Origin of the sequence: Amycolatopsis sp. NPDC049868 (assembly GCF_044461365.1) — a bacterium.
GTDB lineage: Bacteria > Actinomycetota > Actinomycetes > Mycobacteriales > Pseudonocardiaceae > Amycolatopsis.
The window spans coordinates 905,946-922,485 of the sequence record NZ_JBITKV010000002.1 but is presented as its reverse complement, the minus strand read 5'-3'; the positions used below and the strand labels follow the sequence as shown (position 1 = coordinate 922,485).

Annotated in this window: 18 protein-coding genes; 5 read left to right on the top strand and 13 right to left on the bottom strand. The window is 68.1% G+C overall.

What is annotated here, in order from left to right; genetic code table 11:
• Positions 1 to 183: 183 nt before the first annotated feature.
• Together ACIBTM_RS12650 and ACIBTM_RS12645 are read right to left on the bottom strand one after the other, a co-directional pair.
• A complete protein-coding gene (locus ACIBTM_RS12650) occupies positions 184 to 1,146 on the bottom strand; it encodes a helix-turn-helix domain-containing protein (RefSeq protein ID WP_395876609.1) in 963 nt (320 codons plus the stop codon).
• A gap of 303 nt (positions 1,147 to 1,449) precedes the next feature.
• Positions 1,450 to 2,100, bottom strand: a complete 651-nt coding sequence (locus ACIBTM_RS12645; protein ID WP_395876608.1) for a hypothetical protein — start codon at positions 2,098 to 2,100, stop codon at positions 1,450 to 1,452.
• A 203-nt stretch (positions 2,101 to 2,303) separates the two neighbouring features.
• On the opposite strand from ACIBTM_RS12645, the gene ACIBTM_RS12640 reads away from it, so the two are divergent.
• The 4 genes from ACIBTM_RS12640 to ACIBTM_RS12625 all read left to right on the top strand — a co-directional run bounded on the left by ACIBTM_RS12640 (position 2,304) and on the right by ACIBTM_RS12625 (position 4,824).
• Positions 2,304 to 2,675 (top strand): hypothetical protein, encoded by a 372-nt coding sequence (locus ACIBTM_RS12640; RefSeq protein WP_395876607.1) that lies wholly within the window; start codon positions 2,304 to 2,306, stop codon positions 2,673 to 2,675.
• Between the two features lie 239 nt (positions 2,676 to 2,914).
• A complete protein-coding gene (locus tag ACIBTM_RS12635) occupies positions 2,915 to 3,331 on the top strand; it encodes a DUF6228 family protein (protein ID WP_395876606.1) in 417 nt (138 codons plus the stop codon).
• Positions 3,332 to 3,404: 73 nt separating this feature from the next.
• Positions 3,405 to 3,956, top strand: a complete 552-nt coding sequence (locus tag ACIBTM_RS12630) for a YciI family protein (protein ID WP_395876795.1) — start codon at positions 3,405 to 3,407, stop codon at positions 3,954 to 3,956.
• 85 nt (positions 3,957 to 4,041) lie between these two features.
• Positions 4,042 to 4,824 carry a hypothetical protein gene (locus tag ACIBTM_RS12625; protein ID WP_395876605.1) on the top strand — a complete coding sequence of 261 codons (783 nt, stop codon included), beginning with the start codon at positions 4,042 to 4,044 and terminating at the stop codon, positions 4,822 to 4,824.
• 42 nt (positions 4,825 to 4,866) lie between these two features.
• On the opposite strand, the gene ACIBTM_RS12620 is transcribed toward ACIBTM_RS12625, so the two are convergent.
• Both ACIBTM_RS12620 and ACIBTM_RS12615 read right to left on the bottom strand, forming a co-directional pair.
• Entirely contained in the window at positions 4,867 to 5,523 is a 657-nt protein-coding gene (locus tag ACIBTM_RS12620; protein ID WP_395876604.1) for a response regulator, read from the bottom strand.
• Positions 5,520 to 6,662, bottom strand: a complete 1,143-nt coding sequence (locus ACIBTM_RS12615; protein WP_395876603.1) for a sensor histidine kinase — start codon at positions 6,660 to 6,662, stop codon at positions 5,520 to 5,522. Before ACIBTM_RS12615 ends, ACIBTM_RS12620 begins: the two co-directional genes overlap by 4 nt.
• Positions 6,663 to 6,825: 163 nt before the next feature.
• Between ACIBTM_RS12615 and ACIBTM_RS12610 the strand changes: the two genes are divergently transcribed.
• On the top strand, positions 6,826 to 7,308 hold the full coding sequence (locus ACIBTM_RS12610) for a DUF6326 family protein (protein WP_395876602.1): 483 nt from the start codon (positions 6,826 to 6,828) through the stop codon (positions 7,306 to 7,308).
• A gap of 152 nt (positions 7,309 to 7,460) precedes the next feature.
• Here the strand turns inward: ACIBTM_RS12610 and ACIBTM_RS12605 are convergent, their stop codons facing one another.
• The 9 genes from ACIBTM_RS12605 to ACIBTM_RS12565 form a co-directional block, all read right to left on the bottom strand.
• Positions 7,461 to 7,913 carry a hypothetical protein gene (locus ACIBTM_RS12605; RefSeq protein ID WP_395876600.1) on the bottom strand — a complete coding sequence of 151 codons (453 nt, stop codon included), beginning with the start codon at positions 7,911 to 7,913 and terminating at the stop codon, positions 7,461 to 7,463.
• 168 nt (positions 7,914 to 8,081) lie between these two features.
• Positions 8,082 to 9,152, bottom strand: coding sequence for an acetate/propionate family kinase (locus ACIBTM_RS12600; protein ID WP_395876599.1), 1,071 nt, complete (start codon positions 9,150 to 9,152; stop codon positions 8,082 to 8,084).
• Positions 9,153 to 9,227: 75 nt separating this feature from the next.
• Positions 9,228 to 9,635, bottom strand: a complete 408-nt coding sequence (locus ACIBTM_RS12595) for an Hsp20/alpha crystallin family protein (protein ID WP_395876598.1) — start codon at positions 9,633 to 9,635, stop codon at positions 9,228 to 9,230.
• A gap of 28 nt (positions 9,636 to 9,663) precedes the next feature.
• Positions 9,664 to 12,051, bottom strand: a complete 2,388-nt coding sequence (locus ACIBTM_RS12590) for a phosphoketolase (RefSeq protein WP_395876597.1) — start codon at positions 12,049 to 12,051, stop codon at positions 9,664 to 9,666.
• Positions 12,048 to 12,947, bottom strand: coding sequence for a universal stress protein (locus ACIBTM_RS12585; protein ID WP_395876596.1), 900 nt, complete (start codon positions 12,945 to 12,947; stop codon positions 12,048 to 12,050). Before ACIBTM_RS12585 ends, ACIBTM_RS12590 begins: the two co-directional genes overlap by 4 nt.
• A complete protein-coding gene (locus tag ACIBTM_RS12580) occupies positions 12,944 to 13,549 on the bottom strand; it encodes an HPP family protein (protein ID WP_395876595.1) in 606 nt (201 codons plus the stop codon). Before ACIBTM_RS12580 ends, ACIBTM_RS12585 begins: the two co-directional genes overlap by 4 nt.
• A 5-nt stretch (positions 13,550 to 13,554) precedes the next feature.
• Entirely contained in the window at positions 13,555 to 14,469 is a 915-nt protein-coding gene (locus ACIBTM_RS12575; protein WP_395876593.1) for a universal stress protein, read from the bottom strand.
• Complete coding sequence (locus tag ACIBTM_RS12570; protein WP_395876592.1) at positions 14,453 to 14,989, bottom strand: flavodoxin domain-containing protein; 537 nt, start codon at positions 14,987 to 14,989, stop codon at positions 14,453 to 14,455. Before ACIBTM_RS12570 ends, ACIBTM_RS12575 begins: the two co-directional genes overlap by 17 nt.
• A gap of 96 nt (positions 14,990 to 15,085) precedes the next feature.
• Positions 15,086 to 16,315, bottom strand: coding sequence for a glycosyltransferase 87 family protein (locus tag ACIBTM_RS12565; RefSeq protein ID WP_395876591.1), 1,230 nt, complete (start codon positions 16,313 to 16,315; stop codon positions 15,086 to 15,088).
• Between the last annotated feature and the right edge of the window lie 225 nt (positions 16,316 to 16,540).

The following is a 16,540-nucleotide window of genomic DNA, read 5'->3' as shown; positions in this document are numbered from 1 at the left end:
TCCCCGGGGCGCCGGCCGGACAAGCCGGCCCTGATCTCGCCATCGGGTCCACCGGATCCTCGGGCACCGCCTCGGTCGATCTTCGACCTCGCCGAAGATCACCGACAGCGTCACACTCAATTCGGCATGTGCGGATATTCCGTCTCGGGCGGGCTCCGGACTGGCCTCGTCTTGGAGTCCGGGTCAGGTTTCGCGGAGCAGAGTTCGGTAGGGCGGGTCACCGTAGGCGATGCGGTAGTGGTGGGCGAAGCGACCGGGGTGGAAGAAGCCCCAGCGGGCGGCGATCTCGGTGACCGTGGCCCCGGAGCCGGAGTCTGCTGCCAGCAGGTCTTGGTGTGCGTGCTGAAGGCGGGCTTGGCGGAGGTAGCCCATGGGGGTGGTGGCGAGGTGGCGGCGGAAGGCGTACTGGACGGCGCGGATGGTGGTGCGCGCGGCGGCGGCGATGTCGGCGACCGAGATGTCCTCATGGACGTGGTCGTCGATGTACGCGACGGCCCGGCGGAGGGTGGCGGGGTGGGAGTCGTGGCGGTCTTCGATGGTGGGGTCGGTGCACGCGGTGTTCGGGAAGGTGGCCAGCACGGTGGCCCCGAGTAGTTGGGGTGCGGTGGAGGCGATCAACGGGGCGTTCCGGATCGCCGGGGTGGTGAGGACGTGGTCGCGCAGGAAGGTGATGGTGTGCAGCAGGTGCTGTCCGGCGGCCGGGGAGATCGGCCGGTGACCGGTCAGCTGGACTGGCTTGTCGTCGGTGTGGCTGGGTGCGGTCGCGGCTACCCGGGACAGCAAGGACGGCTCCAACATCGTGGCGCTGAAGCGCGCCCGGCCGCACCGGCCGGTGACGGGTCGGTCGGGCAGCGTGGCCAGGAAGACTTCGCCCGGGCCGAGGCTGTGGTGCACGCCGGCGATGTCCCAACGTGGGAACGTGCCGGACTCCATCACGAACACGCAGAAGCGACCCACTGGGTTGACGGTGTAGTCCATCTCGAAGCCGAAATCCGTGCGGTCCAGGCTGACCGGCCCCAACGGATCCTGGGTGATCCGGAACCGATGCGGTTCTACCTGGCGGGGACTGAACCGCGACGCCGCATAGCTGGTGCAGCAGAACTCCACGATCTTGTCCAGGTCACGGCTTTCGAAGATAACTGTCATGGTCTCCCCACATGACCGTGACCGGCGGCGGAGGCCACCTCTCGGTGACGGGGTTGAGGCGGCGGCGAGGTGGCGATCACCCAAGGGCTCCCTAGGTACGGCAAAGCACGGGCGGCGCCGTGCCGACAGACCAGCCTTCCCTCGCCGGCGCGCAGACGACAGACCCGACCGAGTGACCACCCGGTTGGAGCACACAGATCCCAGCGACGTGGCCCCGTCAAAGCGACACGGGGTGCCACCGCGCGCGGCAAGCCGGAGTCATCCTTGTACAGCCCCACATCGGCAAGAGAGTGCGTTGCCGGGCTAGCAGTGACGGTTCCAGGGACGTCCGATGCCTGTTCGTGTCGCGCTGCCGCCGGCCGGCAGGTCGAGTGTGTCGATCAGGGTTTGGTCTTCGTCGATGGCGTGGTGCAGGTGTCCGATCTTGCCGGTGGCGCTGTCAGCGTCGGAAGCGCCGATGAGCTGCCACATGCCGTCATCGGCGTCGTGCTGGACAAGCAGAATCGGCTCGCTGCGCTCGAAGATCTCACGGGTCTGGATACAGGTGGTGCGCAGAAGCCAGTGCCGCATCCACCAAGCCCGCCGATCACGCTGCATGACCTGGTCGGCGACCCACCAGATGAACGGCAAGTCCTCATGGGCTCGTGCCTCGTCCGCGGTCAGGTCCGGGCCGCCCTCCGGCACCCGCTCGAACGGGTCATCGGTCAGCGAGAACGCATGACCGTCCTCGTGTTCGAAGACGACGGCATGGAAGGTTCCGCCGCCGGGGTTGCCCGCGCCGATCCCGACCGACAAGCGAGCGACGTGCGGGTCCGACCCGGTCGTCCAACCGAACGCGTACGACGCCAGCTCACCCTGCGGTCCGACGAACTCTCCGAACGCCCGCCGGTCCACTCCCGTCACTGTGCCTGTCGGCACCTCGACCAGCGCACCCTGCAGCACCTTGGTATCCACCACCGCAAGGTAGCCGATCAAGAATCCACACTCGCACGGACGCGCTCATCGCGGGGGCAGGAGCGCTTCGCGATCTGGCAGTCGAAACCGGACCGACAAGCCGGTCGAATCAGCCGTCATGTTGCTCCCCTAGTGCCACCGCGCCTTGACCGACCGCTCACCCTGCGATACGAGAGTGGCTTTTCCCCGTAGCATGCGTCACCGTGGCCAACTCGACGACCGTGCTCTCCCACAGTTTCGACGGGACGTTCTACCGCATCCGTACGACGTCGTTCGATGTCCACTACATCATCGGTGACCGTGAAGATCCCGAGCAGGCAGAGAACATCGATGTCGAGGTGCGCTTGCCCGACGGCTCACGGTGGAGCGCGACGATGTTCACCGTCGCCGAAGTGGAACGACTCATGGAACAGTGGGCGCAGACCGGAGAGTGCGGGGGCGGCAGCTATTTCGGGTGCTCCGACGGCGTCATCGTCCGCGAACCGGGCGTCAGCTTCATGACCGAGGTACTCATCGGACTCCACGATGACGAAGACAACCTCACAGGTCTCCTCAAACCACTCGGCAACGAGTAGTTGTCGGCACGAGGACCGCGCGGCACCGTTCGACCAGCGGCATGAGCGGACTGTCACGTCCGAAGGAACGTGTCCGTCAAGGAAAGCGTCGGTCGAGTCCGCACGAATGTCCGGCCGTGGCAGCCTTCGGCGGCAACCACGAATTCCACGTGGGCAGGCTACGGTGAGCGGATGCGCGTGATCGCGCTATCCGGTAATTCCGGTTGTCGTCTCGGTGGCTGAAACGCCATGATGCGGCCATGATCCAGGCACGGATTGGTTCCGACCACGACTTTCTGCGGCTGACAGCCGATGCCGCAGAGGGTGGCCCGCCACGGTTCTTGCTTGCCGAGCTGCAGCTCCACGGCTTGTCCGCATCGGTTCGGGTCGTGCAGCACTATGCGTCGGGGTTCGCCGATCTCGCGGAGTTCTTCCAGCGCCACGTGGATGACTGGCGTGGCTGGGACGGAGTCCGGACTTGGGAGTCCCTCGAATGTGATCTGAAGATCGATGCGTCGCACCAGCACGGCCACGTGCAGCTGCGGGTCACCATCCAGAGGTTTCAACCCGACTGGGGAAACGAGGGCTGGACCGCGACCGGTGATTTGACGATCGAGCCTGGTGAGCAACTGTCGCAAGTCGCCCAAGAGATCAAGGCGCTCGCGACCGGCACGTAGCACTTCCCTTGGCACGATCGGCGGTTTGACAACTACCGGGCGGGGCGGTGCATGGTGGGTGGACACTGTGGGCATGGAGTTCTTCTGCTACCACCGCGATCGGCCCGGCTCCGTGGCGCTGCGCGAAGAGCTGTTGGAAGAGCACTGGTCCTACATGGACCGATACGCGACGGAGATGATCGCCCGCGGGCCGACCCTCGCCGTCGACGGCGACACGCCCACCGGCAGCGTGCACATCGTCGACCTGCCGGATCCCGCTGCCGCCCGCGCGTTCGCCTTCGAGGAGCCCAACTACCAGGCCGGCGTCTACCGAGACGTGCTGCTGCGCCGGTGGCGCAACACGCTGGGGCGCACCATGTGGGATTTCCCCGGTGGCCGCACCGGTGGCAACCGGTACCTGGTGCTCGGCCTCGGCACGGGACGGGCAGCCGACCTCGCCATGCCGCCCGATCGAGACGAGCTGATCGCGTATGGGCCACTGATATCCGACGACGACACAAGGTGGGTAGGCACAGCCGCGTTGGTCCGGGCACCGGACCCGGACACGGCACGCGCCGTCCTGACCCTGGACCGGTACGCCGACATCGAGGTCCACAACTGGCAGTTCGGCGGGCGGGCGTCATGAACCGAGGTTGGCGACGCCTTCCGATGGCGTTCGTGATCGAGTGATCTGCGGAGGTGGGGAGGATCGGCGGCCTAAGGTGTCGAAGGTGAGCACTCCTCCGGCACAACCTCCACTGACGCGCGATTCCGACGTCCCGATGTACGTGGTCGAGACGTACGGCGACCCGGCCACGCCGGACTCTCGCGACACCATCGGTGGGTGGCCGATTCTCCCCGCCGGGGAGCCTTGGCCACGGTGTTTCTGCGGCGAAAGGATGATCCTGTTCTTTCAATTCGACATCCCCGCGGACATCGCCGTGTTCGGCGGAGATCATCTCCTGGTCTTTCAGTGCCCCGCGCACAACGACGCGGTCGTCGCCCAAGGTGCGTCGGAACAGCTGCCGCCGAGATTCTGGGACACGCCACCACCGCTGTACACGGCACCCGGCGCGTTCTGGAGAATCCTGATCCACCGAGATGACACGAGCCCGGCCGCGGACCCGGACGAGTACCTGCGACCACGACGGCTGGACTTCCGTCCCGCGACCGAGCAGGTCACGATCTGGTGGCCCGGTGACGTGCTCTCGGACGGTCAGGACCTGGACTCGGCGTTCACCGCCCACGGCATCGGTCTCCGCGAGTTCAAAATCGGCGGGGTGCCGAGCTGGATCCAGGGCCGCGAGTCCTATACCTGCCCCTGCGGCAACAACCTCGTCTACGTATGCCAGCTCCCCACGGACACCGGGTTCGACAAACATCCCGACCGACCCGAACAGCTCGACACTTTCCGCTTCGGCCAGTACGGCCTCTTTCTCGGCAACGAGACCTACATACTGGCTTGCCCGGCACACTGCCACCCCGCCGCAGCCTGGCCGGTCAATCAAAACTGACCACCCGGCCGCGGCCGAGAGCAGGCCGCAGCCCTACCGAGTTCAGCCCCCGACTCGGCCGGTGTCGTAGGCCCACATCGCGATCTCGACCCGGTTTCGGGCGCCGATTTTGGTCAGGAGGCTGGCGACGTGGGTCTTGGCGGTCGTCAAGCCGATGAACAGCTCGGCGGCGATCTCCGCGTTCGTGCGGCCGCGGGCGACCAACGTCAGCACCTCCTCCTCGCGTTCGGTGAGCGGCTCGATCGGTTGGGTCCGTCGGCTCGACGGTTCCCTTGCGGCGAGTGTGGCCAGCAGCCGCCGGGTGATGTTCGGCGCGATCAGGGCATCGCCGACGGCGGCGGCATGGACGGCTTGGACGAGCAGCTGCGTCCCGGCGTCCTTGAGCAGAAAGCCGCGGGCGCCTGCCCGGAGCGCGCCATGGACGTACTCGTCGAGGTCGAATGTCGTGATCACGACTACTGCGATCGGTTCCGGGACGCCCCGCCCCGCGAGGAGCTTGGTCACCTCGATGCCGTCGAGCCCGGGCATCTGGATGTCGACCAGACACACGTCGGGGCGGAGCCGATGCGCCAGCTCGACGGCGGCGTGGCCGTCGGCGGCCTGGCCGACGACCTCGATGTCGGGCTGCGCGTCAAGGATCATCGACAGGCCGGTGCGGACCAGATCCTGGTCGTCGGCCACCAGCACGCGCACCGTCATCGGCGTACTTTAGTCGGCAGTTCGGCGTCGACCGTCCACCCGCCCTCGGGCGCCGGCCCGGCACGCAGCGTGCCGCCGAGCAGCTGCACACGCTCGGTCATCCCCAGCAGCCCGAAGCCGTGGTTCACCGACCGTGCCGGGTCGATCTGTCCGTCGTCGGTCACGCGTAGTCGCAGCGTTCCCGCGCCGTCCACGACCCGGATCTCCACACGCGAGGCGTCGCGGGCGTGCCGCAGGGCGTTGGTCAGCGCCTCCTGCGCCAGCCGGTAGACCGCCGCGTCGATCTGAGGCGGAAGTTCGTCCAGGCCATCCGGCAACTCCACGTCGACGACCGGGACCGGGGCGCGTCTGGCGAGGGACACCAGGTCGGCAACGCCGGGCTGGGTGGCGTACCCCGCCGGCGCACCGGCGCGCAGCACGCCGACCATCGCCCGCATCTCCGCGAGCGTCCGCGACGCTTCCCCTTCGATCGCCGCCAGCACCTCGAGTGCCGCCTCAGGCCGCCGGCCGGCCATCGCCTGGCCCGCCTGCGCCTGCACAGCGATCGCCGAGACATGGTGGGCGACGATGTCGTGCAACTCGCGCGCGAGACCGACCCGCTCCTGGCCGCGGATTTGGTCCAGCTCCCGGCGCCGGCTCTCGGCGCGGTAGCGGAACGCCGCTCCGCCCGCGGCCGCCGCCGCGAGGATGGCGAACCCGCCGAAGATCTCGGTCGGCCCGATGTGGTCGGGGACCATACCGATTCCCGCGGCGACCGCCACCACCGCCAGCCCGATCACGATCTCGCGCCCTGAGCCCCAGCGGACCAGCGCGTAGAGGAGCACCAGAACGTAGATCATCGTGTCGAGGCCCACGCTCGGGGCCCCGCCCAGCAGGCTCGCCAGTCCCAACGCCATCGCGGTGCCGAAGGCCACCACGACACAGGCCAGCGGGTGGGTACGCCGCCACAGCAGCACCGGCGCGAGTCCGACCGCCACGATCGTCGCGAACGGCCGCCAGGCGACGTCGTCCCGGAGGACTCCCTCGAGCAGCGCCGTCACCATCAACGCCCCGACCAGCACCCAGTCGCGCGAAAGCCGTTCAGGAGCGTCCGTGGCGCGCGGCTCGGCCCACAGCGAGCGCAGGGCGTTGGTGGTCACGCACCCAGCCTAGGGACCGCCGAGGCGTAAGGGACCGACCGAAAGAACGAGACGCCGCTCCTCCCCACGGCCGGGGCGGGTCCGGCCTCGACGACGATGTGCCCCGCCGCCGGGCTCGGCGATCGTTGGCCCACCGGTCCTCACCACGACAACGGAGCCCACGATGAGAACACGTCAACCCACCACGACCGCACTGGAAGAGCAGCGGATCCCGGTGAGAGCCAAGCTCGCCGCAGCGTGGACGAGCCTCGTGCTCCTGTACGCCTACGTGGACATTCTCGCCTTCTTCAAACCCGGCGTCATCAAAGACATCGAGGCCGGCGTCGTCTTCGAGTTCGACATCAGCCAGCCGTTGTTCATCGTCTTCCTCACGCTCATGGCGATCCCGATCCTCATGGTCGTGCTGTCGATGACCCTGCCCGCCCGGGCGAACCGCACCACGAACCTCATCGTGGCCTCGATACAGGTCCCCTTCGCGGCGTTCAACGCGGTGGGCGAGTCCTGGAGGTACTTCTACGGCCTCGGCGTCGCACTGGAATTGATCGTTCTCGCCCTCATCCTGCGGTACGCCTGGACCTGGCCCCGCATCGCACAGTCAGCGACCACGGCCACCAGCCCGGACGGTGAAACCGTTCGCGCCCAGTAGCAAGCGTGCACCAGCCACCTCGCCCACTTCCGAATCACCTGGCCACACAACAGGATCGCTCAGTCGGGCACCGGGGAGCCGCTCCAATGCGGGCGGCTCCCCGGCCTCCCTGTCCGAACCGCGACCTCGACACCGGTCTGCCCCGATCGGAGTCAGCCGCCCGGCGTGATCCCGCTGCCCGCCTTGGGGCGGATGCCGTCGAGGTATGCGTTAACCCGGATGCGGAGACCGCGCACGTCCGCCAGCGCGATCGTGAAGGCGCGGGTCGGCCGGTAGCCGACGGTGGCATCGACAGATTCGCACGGGCCGGTGATGAAGACGAACTCCTCATCGGGGTCCAGCCACGGGAAAGACCACAGTTCCGCACTGTCATGTCCCGGGGTGCGGGCCTGCCAGTAGGCCGGCCGTTGCATCACCTCGGCGAGAGCCGCGCGAAACGCCTCCACGGCGGCGGCCGGAATCGCGAGACCCCGCCCCGGCCATACCCGCGGCAGGTGGTAACTGGTGTTCGGGACCGCGTCGTCCGGCGTGTAGCCGAAGGTGACCGTTCCGGCCGAGACGTCGGCGTGCCAGCGCCCCATTCCCCGGGTGGTGATCGTGAACATGGCAGGCAGCAACCTCGATCCACAAAGGAATGTCAGGGACGGCGTGCTCGACAACCCAGCGTGCCAGAATCGGCGTAGCGGCCCAACGTACTCGCAGTACTCGATTATTGCCTTCTCTCGCGATCGCGTGGTACTTACTCCGCAGTACCGAGCCCGCGTGCATGAACACTAAACGTGTTCCACCGTGAGAACGGCTTCGGCGTCCCGTGCCAGCTCGATGTCCTCCCCCGTTCCCATCGCGAAAACGGTCACCGGCGCGCCGTCCGGGCTGAGCACCCGGTCGCCGTCCCCGAGGCACCGAGCCGGATCGACCGAGATCCCGAAGACTCCCAGCTCCCCGGCCAGTCGCGCGACCAGCTCCGGCTGATGCTCGGTGACGCCGCCGGTGAACACCACGGCGTCGATCCGGTCGAGACTCGCCGCCATCGCCCCGATCTCGCGGCGGATCCGGTGCAGGTAGACGGCGACGGCCGCCACCGCGTCAGGATCCCCGGCCGCTTCCCTGGCCAGTACGGAACGAAGATCACCGTCGGTCCCGCTCATCCCGGCGAGTCCGGAACGGTGGTACAACGCGTGTTCCATCTCCTCGACCGACATCGGCGCCGATCGCATGACGTGCAGCACCAGACCCGGATCCACCGAACCGGACCTGGTCGCCATCGCCGGTCCTTCCAGCGGAGTGAAGCCCATACTCGTGTCCACGCTCCGGCCGGCCCGGATCGCGGTCACCGAGACACCGGCGCCGAGGTGGCAGCACAGGATCCGTGGCGCGGGGGTGTCGAGCAGTTCCGCCATGCGACGTACCGCGTGACGGCACGAAAGGCCATGGAACCCATAGCGCCGCAGGCGTCCTTGGCTCGTCCATTCCCTTGGTAGCGCGTACCTCGATGCCTCTTCCGGAAGGTGGGCGTGGAACCCCGTGTCGAACGACGCGATCACCGGCGAACCGGGCCGCGATCGGAACACCTCCCGGGCGAGGCGGACCGCTTGAGGCTGGTGAAGCGGCGCGAACGGGGTGAGCCTTTCGAGCGCGTCCACGACGTCCGCCGTGAGCCGGACCGGACCGGTCCTGGACCCGCCGTGCACGAACCTGATGGCCACGGCGTCCACTGTGGACCATCGGTCGAGAGCCTGTTCCGCGTTGTCGAGATCCGTCACGGCCCACCCGACCGGCGAACCGTCGACGACCAAGGACGATTTCAGGCTCGAAGAGCCGGGATTCAACGTCAGGACACGCATGAAGACTCCTTCGGGCGCGGGAGTGTCCGGGCGGGCGTGCCCTGGGGGTCGGCCCACCCGCCCGGACCGGAACGGTCAGCCCTTGCCGACCTGGATCTTGACCTGCTTCTCGTGCGGCTTGTCGTCGACCGGCATGGAGATTTCCAGGATTCCGTCCTTGTAGCCCGCTGTGATCTTCGCCGTCTGCGCACCGGAGGGCAGGGAGACGGTCCGGCTGAACTTGCCGTAGTAGAACTCACTGCGACCGTGCTCCGAGGTCTTGGCCTCGCGCTCGGCGGTGATCGTCAGCAGCCCTTCGTGCGCGGTGACCGAGATGTTCTTCTCCGGGTCGAATCCGGGAAGCTCGGCCCGGACGAGGTACTTGCCGTCCTCGACGGACTCTTCGATGCGCACCGGGTTGTGCTCGGCGAACGGCCACGGGTTCTCCAGCCAAGCCGCGATACTCGGCAGGGTCATCCGGGAGCCGGGTACCAGAGTTGTCATATCCGTACTTCCTTTCCTTGTCGATCCGTCATGCTTCCCAGGTCCACTCGCGGACTTCGGGGAGATCTTCGCCGTGCTCGACGATCCACCTGCGGTGCCGCTCACGCGCGTCCGTCATCCGCTGCCGGACGGCACCGGCACGGGCGAGCAGTCCGGGCACCCGGTCGATCACATCGGTCACGAGCTGGAAGCGGTCCATGTTGTTGCGCACCAGCATGTCGAACGGTGTCGTGGTGGTGCCGTGCTCGATATAGCCGCGCACGTGCAGGTTGTCGTGGTTCGTGCGACGGTAGGCCAGCCGGTGGATCAGCCAGGGGTAGCCGTGATAGGCGAAGATCACCGGCCGCTCGGTGGTGAACAGGGCGTCGAACTCGCGATCGGTCATCCCGTGGGGGTGCTCCGCGGCTGGTTGCAGGCACATGAGGTCGACCACGTTCACCACCCGGACCGCGAGTTCGGGCAGGTACTCCCGGAGGAGCTTGGCCGCCGCGAGCACCTCGACCGTCGGAGCGTCGCCGGCGCAGCCGAGGACGACGTCGGGGTCGGAGTCCGGATGGGTGCCCGCCCATTCCCAGATCCCGGCGCCGCGTGCGCAGTGCACGGCCGCCTCTTCGCCGTCGAGCCAGACGGGGCTGTCGTTCTTCCCCGCCACGATCACGTTGACGCAGTCCCGGCTGCGAAGGCAGTGCTCGGCGACCCAGAGCAAGGTGTTCGCGTCCGGCGGCAGATAGACCCGGACGACTTCCGGGCTCTTGTTGGCGACATGGTCGACGAATCCCGGGTCCTGGTGGGAGAAACCGTTGTGGTCCTGCCGCCAGACATGCGAGGTCAGCAGATAGGTCAGCGACGCGACCGGCCGCCGCCACGGGATCTCCCGGTGCACCTTGAGCCATTTGACGTGCTGGTTGAGCATCGAGTCGACGATGTGCACGAACGCCTCGTAACAGGAGAAGAGACCGTGCCTGCCGGACAGCAGATAGCCTTCGAGCCAACCCTGGCAAAGGTGTTCCGAGAGTATCTCCATGACCCGGCCGTCCGCGGCGAGATGCTCGTCGACCGGTTCGATCTCGCACAGCCAGGTCTTGCCCGTCACGTCGAACACCGCGTCGAGCCGGTTGGAGGCGGTCTCGTCCGGACCGAACAACCGGAAGTTCGCCGCCTTGCGGTTCAGCGCGAACACGTCCCGCAGCCAGCGGCCGAGCACCCGCGTCGATTCCGCGACCGTACCGCCCGGCCGGACGAGCGGGATCGCGTGCGCGGCCACCTCCGGCAACCGCAGGGGCCGGATGACGAGACCGCCGTTGGCGTGCGGTGACGAACCCATCCGGCGATCACCGTGCGGGATCAGCGCGGTGACCTCGGACGTCGGCCTGCCGTCTTCGTCGAAGAGCAGTTCCGGACGGTAGGAGCGCAGCCATTCCTCCAATTGCCGCCGGTGTTCCGGGTTTTCCCGCGCGTCGGGGATCGGCACCTGGTGCGAGCGCCAGCTTCCTTCGACCTGCTTGCCATCCACAAAGGACGGTCCGGTCCAGCCCTTGGGGCTGCGCAACACGATCATCGGCCAGCTCGCCGGTCCCGCCGGCCCGCTCGCGGCGCGGGCCCGCGTCTGGATTCCGTCGATCTCGTCCAGCGCTCCGTCCAGCGCCGCCGCCATCGCCTGGTGCATGGCCGCCGGGTCGGCACCCTCGACGTAGTGCGGGGCATACCCGTAGCCGCGCAGCAGTTCGTCGAGTTCGGTACCGCTGATCCGCGAGAGCACGGTGGGGTTGGCGATCTTGTGGCCGTTCAGGTGCAGGATCGGCAGCACCGCACCGTCCCGGACGGGATTGAGGAACTTCCCCGAATGCCAGCTGGTGGCCAGCGGGCCGGTTTCCGCTTCGCCGTCGCCGACGACGCAGCCGACGACGAGATGCGGGTTGTCGAACGCGGCTCCGTAGGCGTGCGCGAGGGAGTAGCCGAGTTCGCCGCCCTCGTGAATCGACCCCGGAACCTGCGGCGCGACGTGGCTGGGTACCCCACCGGGGAAAGAGAACTGCCGGAACAGCTCACGCAGACCGCTCTTGTCGTAGGAGACCTCCGGCCAAGCCTCCGAGTAGCTGCCTTCGAGCCAGGTGTTCGCGTACAACGACGGCCCACCGTGACCGGGTCCGGTCACGAACATGACGTCCAGGTTCCGCCGCACGATGGCCCGGTTGAGGTGGACGTACACGAAGTTCAGCCCCGGAGACGTACCCCAGTGACCCAGCAGGCGCGGTTTCACGTGCTCGGGTTCCAGCGGTGTTTCCAGCAGCGGATTGTCCATCAGGTAGATCTGGCAGGCGGCGAGATAGTTCGCCGCCCGCCACTGAGCGTCCACTTGGGACAACTCGGCAGGAGTCAGCACCGCCGGTGCGGCGGGTGCGCCGAGAACGGTCACCGCGACTTCTCCGGCCGGACCACCATCACCGGGCACTCGGCGTGGTGCGCCAGCGCCTGGCTGGTCGAACCGAGCAACTGCCCGGTGAATCCGCCCCGCCCCCGGCTTCCCACGACCACCAGCTGCGCTTTGGCGCTCCACTCCAGCAGGGCGTGCCGAGGCCGGTCCTCGACAAGGACCCGCTCGATCTTGACGTCCGGATATTTCTCCTGCCAGCCCGCGAGACGCTGTGCCAGCAGCCGCCGTTCCTCTTCCTCGATCGACTCCCACTGCACGACGAGCCGCGCCATCCCGTAGGCGTCGTCGTACGTGACGTCCCGCCACGCGTGGACCACGACGAGGTCGGCCTTCCGCCAGGCCGCCTCTTCGAAGCCGATTTCCAGGGCACGCTCGCTCAACGGGCTGCCGTCGAGCCCCACCACGATCGGCCCCTCGGCCGGATAAGCCGTGGTGTTCTTCCGGCCTCGCATGACCACCACGGGGCAATGCGCGTGAGCGACGACCGCCGACGCGGTCGAACCGATCGTCATCTCCCCGAAGAAGCCCTTCCCGGTGCCGCCGACGACCACCATCGCCGCCGACTTCGACGCGTCGATCAAGGTGGGCACCGGCGAGTCCGCGGGCATTCGTGTGTCCACTTCGACCCCGGGCGCCACCGAATGCGCTTGCGCGACGGCCTCCTCCAGAACCCGCTTCCCATCCTCGGCGAGGATGTCGTACCAGGGCGCGGGGCCCGCCAAGCCGGCCCCGTAAGCCAGCTTGTCGACACGCAGGGCGTGCACGATGAGCATCTTCAGCAGTCGTTCTTCGGCGACGGCGGCGGCCCACCGCACGGCCGCCCTGCCCGGCTCGGTTCCGTCCACGCCGACGACGATCTTCCGGTCCGCCGCGTTCATTCTTCGTCCTCCTGGTAGGTCACTTTCGCTTCCACGACACCGGGAACCGCCTCGGCCAGCAGCTTGGCCACGTGACGGTCGGTGTCGTTGTCGTAGGCATCGCCGACCCGCACGACACCGTCGCGCGCTTCGACCGTCCACCTGCCCGGTCCGCCGTAGATCGCCAGGTGATGACGGACGTCCGCCGCGATCGCCTCGTCGGAACGGGCGAAGGCGCGCACGAAGTCGCCTCGCGTGAGGATTCCGACCACCCTGGAACCGTCCACGATGGGCATCGCGCGGATACGTCCGTCGAGCAGCGCCTTGCCGACGTCGGCGGCGTCCGCGCCGGTGCTCATCCCCGTGGCGGGCGTCGTCATCACCTGGGCGACGGTCAGCCCCGGCCTCGGCCGTGCCTCGTGGTCCGGACCCGAGCGGACGTCGTGCGGGAACCGGTTCCTGATGAGGTCGGCCTCGGTCACGATGCCGATCAGCCGATCGTCGTCATCGATCACCGGCAACGCGGTGAATCCCTTCTCCGCCAGCAGCTCGGCCGCGTGCTTGGCCGTGGTACCGGGCGTCACCGTGACGACCGGGGCCGACATCAGATCCCGTGCTCGCATGCTCCCTACTCGCTTCCTCGTCCGGTCGAAGCCGGACGGACGACGGCCACCGGGCATCCCGAGTGCGCGACGAGGGCCTGGCTCGTCGAACCGAGCAACATCCCCTGGAACCCGCCGCGGCCTCGCGATCCGACGACGAGCAGCTGGGCACGTTCGCCGAAACCGAGCAGGGCACGGACCGGTCGGCCGCGCGCGATCACCGTCTCCACGTGCAGGTCCGGGAACTTGGCCAGCCACGGTGCCAGCTGTTCGTCGGCCGCCCGGCGCTCCGAGGACTCGACCGCGTCCGGGTCCACCGTCAAGGCGTGTGCCCGGACCGACTCGTGCTCGGTGACCTCGTTCCACACCCTGACGACGATCAGGTCCGTGCCACGGAGCGACGCTTCTTCGAAGGCGAAAGCCAAGGCGGCGTCACTCGACTCGGAGCCGTCCGTGCCCACGACGACGGGGCCGGTCTCCGGTGGAGCGTCTTCCGGGCGTTTCCCTCTCGCGACGACGATCGGGCAATGACCGTGCTGCGCCAGCGCCACCGCCGTCGAGCCGACCAGCAGACCGGTGAAACCGCCCAGCCCGCGGGAGCCGAGGACGATCATGGTCGCCGCTTGCGACTCGTGGATCAGCGCGGCCACCGGCGCCCATTCCCGCGCCGCGGTCTCGACGACCAGGTCCGGATAGCGCTCGGCCACCGCGTCACAGGCTTCCGCGAGCCATCGCGCCCCCTGTGCCTCGAACGCCGACCGGATCGCGTCGGCGGACGGCACCACGCCGGGCATCCTCACCGGAGGAACCACGTACACGTGGACGAGCCGGAGCCGCTTCCCTCGCTTCTCCGCCTCGCCCGCCGCCCACACCGCGGCCCGCCGGGCGGATCCCGAACCGTCGATTCCCACGACGACCGTGCCTTCAGCCACGCTCGGCATGGCCACTCACCTCTCTCGTCCGAGCAGGCTTCAGAGCGGCCGCGACTTCGCCCGCCCACGCCCGCGCCGCCGACCGATCCCGGTAGTCACCGTCCTTGACCCGGAGCGCCGTCACGACCGCTCGTTCGGCGAACCGCAGCAGACTCCGGTCGATCCGCCCGGGGAACACCCTGTGCTCGCGCGCCCCGGACGACACCATCAGCCGGGCCACGTCCACGGGATCCTCGGCGGGCTTCGGCGGCGTCCCCACCGGGCCGCTGGAGAAGAGCCACACCTTCTTGGCCCGGAGCGCCTCGGCGTGCTTGTCGACGACGTCTTTGGCCGGCTCGAGCCACTGCCCCAGATACACACCGCTGCCCACCAGGACGACGTCGAACTCGTCGACCGTCGTGACGTCCTCGGCCCGCGACACCCGTACGGTCGCGTGGCCGCGCAGCTCCGCGGTGAGGGCGCGGCCGATCTCCTCCGCGATCTCCCAGGTCCCACCGTGGCGGCTGGCCGCCGCTACGAGGATCTTCATTTCGCTCTCCCGTCTGGTCACTTCCCAGCTTCGACCAGCGGAGAGGTGATGAGGAGAGACTGAAGTCCCGTCGGGCCGGGCCCACGGTCCTCGTCGTCACCTGGGAGAGGGCAGCGAGCCATTCCCCGGCGTGGAGGCCGGAACGGTGACGGGTCGCGCGTTCGACGACTGACGGCCCGGCATGAGCACGGCGAAGAAGACCAGCATTCCCAGCGCGACCCAGGGGTAACTCTCCCCGGCGACATGGGTCCACCACGGCGCGTCCGGGCTCGGCGAATAGCGCCAGTGCGGGGCGAGAACCGCGGCTCCACCCGCCACCGTGAGGGCGGGGACGGCCGTCCGTGGCCTGTCCTCCGATTTCAAGGCCAGGGCGAACAGCAGCGGGCACAACCACACCCAATGATGGGACCACGACATCGGGGACAGCAGCGTCCCGGCCGCCGCCGTGGTCAGGAACGCCGGAACGTCGCGGCCCGCACCGCGGTACCGGAAGACGATCACGACGGCGACGGCCACGACGGCCGTGCCCAGTGCGAGCCACCAGAGGGTCACGGACCCGCCGGTGAGGCCGAGCCGGGTCAGCATGCCGCGGAGCGACTGGTTGCCGGCGAGCGAGCCGTTCCCGACTCTGCCCGGCAGCCAAACGGCCGAAGTCCAGTACGTGAAGGAGTCGCGCGGTGCGATCAGCCAGCCGAGCCCGGTACAGACGACGAAGGACGAAACCGCGTTGAGAACCGGTTTGAACTCCTTGCCCAAGAAGAAGAACAGGACGAATACCACCGGGGTCAGCTTGAGCGCGGCGGCGACACCGACCAGGACACCTCGCGGCAGTCGAGGATGGCGGTGCAGGCAGTCGAAGGCGACCAGCCACAGCAGAAGGATGTTGATCTGGCCCCAGAACAACGTCTGCGTGACCGGTTCGAGCTGAACCGCGCACAAGGTGGCGATGGCGGCGATCAGGTGCCGGTGCGGTACGCCCGGTCGCAGCCGGTCGAGCACCAGCAGCATGATGTGGAACAGAAGGCCGACGCTGCCCGCGGTCAGCAGCAGGACACCCAGTGGATACAGGGCGAGAATCGCGCCCAATGGCACCACGGAGAACGGCGGATAAGTGTATCTCGCGGGATTCCCGCCACCATGGAAGTAGCTGTTGTACAGATCTTCACCGTTCCACCAGGCGACCGCTCCGGCCCGATAGATACGGGCATCGGACATCGCGGCGAGACCGCTGTCGGCCGACAAGCCGATTCGCACGGCCACGCCCGCGGCCAGCGCGAGCAGAAGCCATGGTGCGATTCGAGCGATACGTTGCCGCGGCAGAGACACGGAAAAACTCCCGACGAAAACCTGGCTGCTCCCCGCAGCACTTTGAGAAATGTCGAGCGTATAGGCGGAATTCGGCACGTCAGTCCGCCGGCGAGACGAATTGGATTACGCCGAAAGCATGCGCTTTTTCCCGGGCGCTGAAGATCTCGAAGAACGCGAGTCCGCCTGCCACGAAATCCACGGTCAAGGCATGAATGGACGCTTGCACGGCGGTCGTTGGCCTGT

Excerpts from the sequence above, each read along its gene's own strand:
- ACIBTM_RS12595 (WP_395876598.1), bottom strand. The coding sequence starts at position 9,635 with ATGACAACTCTGGTACCCGGCTCCCGGATGACCCTGCCGAGTATCGCG.
- ACIBTM_RS12620 (WP_395876604.1), bottom strand. The coding sequence starts at position 5,523 with ATGACGGTGCGCGTGCTGGTGGCCGACGACCAGGATCTGGTCCGCACC.
- ACIBTM_RS12610 (WP_395876602.1), top strand. The coding sequence starts at position 6,826 with ATGAGAACACGTCAACCCACCACGACCGCACTGGAAGAGCAGCGGATC.
- ACIBTM_RS12650 (WP_395876609.1), bottom strand. The coding sequence starts at position 1,146 with ATGACAGTTATCTTCGAAAGCCGTGACCTGGACAAGATCGTGGAGTTC.
- ACIBTM_RS12605 (WP_395876600.1), bottom strand. The coding sequence starts at position 7,913 with ATGTTCACGATCACCACCCGGGGAATGGGGCGCTGGCACGCCGACGTC.
- ACIBTM_RS12580 (WP_395876595.1), bottom strand. The coding sequence starts at position 13,549 with ATGCGAGCACGGGATCTGATGTCGGCCCCGGTCGTCACGGTGACGCCC.
- ACIBTM_RS12575 (WP_395876593.1), bottom strand. The coding sequence starts at position 14,469 with ATGCCGAGCGTGGCTGAAGGCACGGTCGTCGTGGGAATCGACGGTTCG.
- ACIBTM_RS12630 (WP_395876795.1), top strand. The coding sequence starts at position 3,405 with ATGGAGTTCTTCTGCTACCACCGCGATCGGCCCGGCTCCGTGGCGCTG.
- ACIBTM_RS12635 (WP_395876606.1), top strand. The coding sequence starts at position 2,915 with ATGATCCAGGCACGGATTGGTTCCGACCACGACTTTCTGCGGCTGACA.
- ACIBTM_RS12585 (WP_395876596.1), bottom strand. The coding sequence starts at position 12,947 with ATGAACGCGGCGGACCGGAAGATCGTCGTCGGCGTGGACGGAACCGAG.
- ACIBTM_RS12600 (WP_395876599.1), bottom strand. The coding sequence starts at position 9,152 with ATGCGTGTCCTGACGTTGAATCCCGGCTCTTCGAGCCTGAAATCGTCC.
- ACIBTM_RS12570 (WP_395876592.1), bottom strand. The coding sequence starts at position 14,989 with ATGAAGATCCTCGTAGCGGCGGCCAGCCGCCACGGTGGGACCTGGGAG.